We start from the raw sequence: 6,432 nt of genomic DNA on the forward strand, positions 1-6,432 counted from the left end.
CGTTACACGCGTGTGCGTAGCCACGACAATGCGGGGAGCTTTGGCTTGCGTTCTGGATTTGAGAATTATGACCGCAGCCTTTGGTTGCGCAGGAATAAGAGTTTCCTGAAACGTCAGGATGTGGGCACGTCTGAAAAGTTAGGTCAGATGCACTATGATGCATCGCGCCAGGCTTGGGTGGACTTGCAGGCGGTAGGCAAGCACGTGTTTGGTGTTTTTCTTTATGATGCGAGCGGGGTATTGATCACTTCGGGGACGAACCGGGATCAAGCACAGAGTGCGATTCTCATGCACCACGATGGCTCCTCGGAGCACTATGAAATCATTTGGAAGTCGAATGGTGAGGGGCATGGGCGTCTGGTGACTTTGATGGATCGCAATGGCAATGCCACGACGATCGACTACGCGGTGGCTCAGCCCTTAGGTGCCGTTGCGGACCTTGAGCAATACAAGCGCAAGTCCACGATCACTGATGCCTATGGTCGCTCTGCGCAGATCACGACGATTGAGCAGGCGGGACAGTGGGTAATCTCGCGCATTGATTTTCCGAATGGTGAACACGCTACCTATGAGTATGCGGATATGGGGGATCTTGGTAATCCCGTGCTCTCCAAAGTCAATCACCCGAATGGAGGCCAAACGACTTGGACGGTCGGCGCACTGGCTGGTCCCAATTTGCTAGAGCTCTCAGTTGTTGAGCCCAATGCGCGTCCAGGAAGCCGCCAGAAGAAGTTATACTTCACCCAGAAGACGGGATTTGATTATGCGGGCAATGCTGTGACGACGGTGCCACGAAAGTTACGTTATTCCAAGAATGGAGAGGGGGAAGCGACTTTCACGTATCGTTTGGGTACGGATTCTGTTTTCCAGCGCTTCAGCTATGTGGGGGGCAACAAGTACATGCACCTTGAGATTTCTGAGGCGGCCCATGGCATTACCAAGTATGGGTTCCTGAAGCCGGATGCTGGACGCGACAGCCACTTCTTCACGGCAACTGACACGACTGCGTGGGCCAAAGAAAACGTCCGCACTCAGGTGAATGCGAGCTCGCGCTATGCTACGGCAATGACCGATGGGCTTGGGCGGGGCAAGGCGGTCACCCGCAACCCGATCACCCAGCAAGTTGTCGGAAGGGTACTAGCAGATGGATCTACTAACAGTGTGACGCACAACACCTTTGCGATGCCATTGAGCTCAGTAGACCGTCTCGGTCGTAGCAGCGTGCATAGCTATGACCTGCAGGGGAATCGTCTCACGAGCACCCGGGGAGTGGGCTCAGCAGAAGAGAGCACCAAGAGCTATGTCTACAACAGCCGAGGGCAGTTGATCGAAGAGCGCGATGCACTTTACGATGCGAACAAGCCGGAATTACACAACACCCAGTACGTCTACAATGCGGCAGGTTATTTGATCAAAAAAATTGCTGCTGCGGATGTCGAGGGCGGCACGCGACCTGAGTCGGTGTATAGCTATGATTCCTTTGGTCGTGTGGTGAGCACCACAGACCCAGTAGGGAGAACGGTTTCTTACGAGTACGATGTGATGAGCCGAGTCGTGAAAACCACTTACAATGACGGCTCGACCGAGTTGGTGCACTACCAAGCTGGCACTGATTTGGTGACATCGCGCACCGACCGCAATGGCATTCTCACGAGCTACACATACGACCTCGCGGATAGAGCGATTGAGACACGTTTGGCGGCTGGCACTCCCGAGGAGTCGCTAGAGCAGTGCACGTATTTGGAAGGCACACGCCAAAAGGAAACCTGTACGATCAATGGTGAGAAAACGACTTATCTTTTTGACCACCGCAACCGAGTGGTGGGCACGACGCGTCAGGTCAACGCGGATACGGCATTGAGCACGAGCACGGAGTACGACCAGCTTTCGCGTCGTCGTTCCAGCACCGATGCCTATGGCCGCAAGACTTACTTCCTCTACGATCAAAATGACAGGATCACACGCACAGTGACTGAGACTGTGCCTAACGGACTCACTAATGTGCCGGCGATTGTTGAAAATGCGAGCCAGTCGGCGACAGCACATAGCTACAGCCTCACAGATAAAGACGGCAATAGTCTTGTCACAGCAGGAACCCACCAAGTCACCTACACTTGTCCACGTGACCTCTTCCTAAAGAATCTCGTTAGAGACAATACAATCACCAATCACAAATATCTCATCACTGATGTAATCTTTGATGCCGAAGGACAAAGATTACTCCAAACAGATGCGCGTGGCAACAAGACCTGGATGGAGTACGATCAACTCGGTCGCAACACCCTCACGGTGCGCGCCGTTGGAACCCCAGAAGAAATTCGTTCTGAAACCGATTACGATGACAACTCGAATGTCATTGAACAACGTCTTCCTCGTTACTTTGCGGAGAGCGTGGACGATGGCAATGGCGGACAGACCAATCTACGTGCGGTAGAGACTTATACCTACAATGGACGAAACATGAAAGCTTCTCACACCACAGCCGCAGGCTCTGAGGTGGAAGCAACGCAATCATGGACCTACCTCCTCGATGGAAAGCTCGACAAACACACAGACTTCCGCGGGAACATCCTCCAGCAACTCTGGCACGCGTGCTGTGGCCGACTCCAGGCCACCATCGACAGAGACGGCACATCCACCACCATCTCTAACACAGATTACAATGGGAATGTGACCCACACGGCGACTGTTTCCGCAGTTCCTAATAGCGCAGATTACCACAACCCTGTGAATGCGGAAACGCTTCAGGAAACCACCACCCGCTACGACGGACGTGGACGCCCAACCTACACCACACGTTGGCTCACACCGCTGGGCGAAGTAATTGACCATGCTCGCGAGAATTTAAACCAACAAAATGGAACCAATGACACCTTGGTCCCGATTGCTGGATTAGATGGAGTATCCGCCTCCTCAGGTCTCACTACCAGCTACCTTTACGATGAAGACCTCACCGATGGTGTGGGCATCGATGCCAGCTACGCAGCGCAATTCACCGAGCTCACCAATCGTGGCACGACACTTGGGGCAGGAGCCAATGGCTTTGCTGTGGAAGTGACGAATCCCGCGGGCGAGAAGTCGGTGCGCGTCACTGACGGAGCGGGAAGAACCATCCTCAGCATCAACCCTGAAGGTGATATCCAAACTGTCCATTACGACGAAGTCGTAACAGAAGCATCACTCAACACTCAAAATTCAACACTCAGCATTCCTGGCGATCTCCTCGCCACAACCCAAACGGACGCTCTAGGAAACTCCAACACGTCATACACAGACGGAGTAGGTAGATCAATTGCTTCAGAAGACGCTATCGGAAGCTTCTCATTCCGCGCTTACGATGCGAACTCGAACCTGGTCAGCACCCGTGACCCTAACGGGCTTGGACAAGATTGTACTTTCGATGCGCTCAACCGCGATGTCACTTGCGCCGACCTTCAGGAGCAGGCCGATGGGGTGGACCGCTACAAGCTCTACAATGCGGCATCTCAGGTCATTTCTTCTGCGGATGCGCAAGGCAATGTCACAACGCAGAGCTATGACGCGCGCAACCGCTTAGTTTCGACAACGGACCCGAATCAAATCGTTGTCGACTACACCTACGATGCCAATAGCAACCTCACGAGCCTCAATGACGGCAATGGCAATACCCGTACTTGGGAATACAATGCACGCAACCTGAAGTCGCGTAAGACGAATCCAACACCTAACGATGTGTTAGATTATGCCTACGATGCACTTCGTCGTCTCACGCTCAAGATTGACCAAGACAATCACCATCACATCAGCGAGTACGACATGGCATCGCGTCTAGAGAAGCGCGTCTACAAGACTGGCGGTACAATCACAGAGAGTGAAGACAGCTTCACTTACGACGCCGCATCCCGCCTCCTCACTTCTAGCAAGGGACGCTACAGCGTGACGACAGCGCATACCTATGCAGCCGATAGCTCACCACTCAGTGAGAGCATCAGCTACCAAGGCAAAACCTACACCACGGCACGTACGTACGATGCCGCAAACCGCCCGATCAGCCAAACTTTCCAAGACGGCAAAGTCCAAACATGGGTGTACGATGCGCGTAATCTCGTGGCATCTAGCAGCTATGAGGGAGAGTCGGTATTCACTCAAATCCACGACGATGGCTACCGTCTCACCCATCAGACTCTTGGAAATGGGCTGACACACAGCATCACTTATGGTAGAAGCGATCATCTTCGTACCTTTGATTTCGTGCTCGATGGTACGCAATCCATTGAAGATCTCGAATTGAGCTATAGCTACGCAGTGGACAAACAAATCACAGCAGAGACCGTCACAGGAGGAGTGATGCAAGATGCATCCTTCACCGCGAGCTATGACGATGGCAATCGCGTTACAGCATGGAACCGCACAGGTGCTATCGACACCAACAGCCCTGAAACACAGAGTTGGAACTACGACGATGCAGGCAACTGGACGAGTACAACCATCGACGGCACAGTCCAAAATCGTAGCCATAACGACGACAACGAACTTACCGCAGTCGCGGGCAATAACACGGCTTTCGATGACCGTGGCAACCTCACCGAGGATGACCAAGGTAATGTGTACATCTACGATTTAGACAATCGCCTCAAGCGCGTGGAGCTGGACAACAATACCGACGTGGACATGGTTTACGATGCACTCGGAAGACGGGTGCTCATTGACAATGGAACCGATGAAACCTTCTACACTTGGTGGGGAGATCAAGAAGTGGCTGAGCACGAGCACAACAGTACTCAGAGCACAGTCCAGAACGATCTATGGGCACACCCAACTGCACTCAACACTATCATTGCTAGAGCAGTTGAAGGCAGTAAGTTCAAGATGGAGTGGTATCACAAAAACTACCTCGATCATGTGTACGCAGTCTCAGATGATTCAGGGGACATCCTCGAACACTATCGCTACAATGCTTTCGGTGAAGTAGAGATTTATAACACCTCAGGTAATGAGTTAGCAACGAGTGCTATCGATAATAAAGTCACTTGGAATAGTCGTCGTTATGACAGTGACACCAAGCTGCATTACTACAAATACAGACACTACAATCCTACACTTGGAAGATGGCTCTCAAGGGATCCGATTGAGGAAGCTGGTGGGATTAATTTGTATGGGTTTGTTGGGAATGATCCTGTTGGGAGATGGGATGAGTTGGGTCTAAAGTGTAAAGAGTATATTCAATATGAAATTGCACCGTCTGGACATGATGGCATCAAAGATTTTGATGAGCAATATGAGAATGTCATAATTGGCAGGATCACAGTTTGTTTTGAGTTAGATAGCTCATCATGTAAGGGTGAAACCATAGATGACTGTACGGGTGACGTGTCTGGCAAGATTACCTTCAAATGGGTAAATGAGCATGATTCCACCATGTCAAGAGGAGGTAAGGGAAAAGGAAAAAATCCGTATAAAGGTGATCCATATAACGGAAAAGCAAAAGTGCCAGGAATGAAGCATCACGGAAGTGCAGTTGGAAAGCATCCGAACTATATTCCAATAGCTGTTAAAGGTAGTAGTGAAATTTTATGGAATGGTAAGCATGATGAAAATGGGAATCGAATAGGCAAAGGAAGCAGCTTCGAAGGTGAACTTTCAACTGGCTCTGTCCCTTGTGTTGGCGGTTGGTTTAATGGCACTGTGAAAGTGGGAACCAATATGGCTAGTGACCCTATGTACCATATCAAATATGGTGTAGTTGTAGAATGCTGCGGAGAAGTAAAAGACGAAAAAATCAGCTTACAGACTGCCCCAGATTTCGACAAAAAGTTGGTAGAAGTAAAATAAAGTTAACCTTGTTAAATGATGATCAATGTACGTCAACAAATTTGCATCTTCCTTTGTATTTTATCTACGGTTCAGATAGCAGAGTCTGATGAGAGCTATCGATTGGAGTTTAATTCAAATAAGAGAACCCCAGAAGAAATAATTAAACACGGAGAGCGGGGCAAAACTTTGTTAATATTTTATCAGAAAAATGATCCAGCTATTAACTTGATACAAGAAATTCTAATTCAAGCTATGAAGCCTGTAATTGGGGGTACGCAACGCAGCATTGTGTTTTTTGAAATAAGTACAAAAAAAAATGAATACCTTGATTTCTTGAAAAAACATGAACTTTCTTATTTACCAGTTATTGTAACTGGTGATTCGAAAAAAGTATTATTTAGTGCTAATATTGATAAATATAAAAACCATAGAGAATTAATATCAGGTATGGCAAAGGAGATCGAGAGACTTACTAACAACTAACCCGTGCTCATCTTCCTCTCGTGAGTGCTAGCATTTCCAAAATCCTACTCAGCAATGGGTGGGATTTTTTTTATGGCAACCAACCGAATCCCCATGCGCGTTCACTTAAGCATAACTGATTGAAAATAAGTAAATAAAAAGCTTGCAAAGGTGAGT

2 protein-coding genes are annotated in these 6,432 nt (G+C 49.4%); both read left to right on the top strand.

Features of this window, described 5'->3' with window-relative positions; genetic code table 11:
• Positions 1-12 precede the first annotated feature (12 nt).
• Complete coding sequence (locus ACFSW8_RS00050) at positions 13-5,811, top strand: RHS repeat-associated core domain-containing protein (RefSeq protein ID WP_377177138.1); 5,799 nt, start codon at positions 13-15, stop codon at positions 5,809-5,811.
• A 15-nt stretch (positions 5,812-5,826) separates the two neighbouring features.
• On the top strand, positions 5,827-6,276 hold the full coding sequence (locus ACFSW8_RS00055; protein ID WP_377090849.1) for a hypothetical protein: 450 nt from the start codon (positions 5,827-5,829) through the stop codon (positions 6,274-6,276).
• Positions 6,277-6,432: the final 156 nt, after the last annotated feature.

Source organism: Rubritalea tangerina (genome assembly GCF_042683245.1).
Lineage (GTDB): Bacteria > Verrucomicrobiota > Verrucomicrobiia > Verrucomicrobiales > Akkermansiaceae > Rubritalea > Rubritalea tangerina.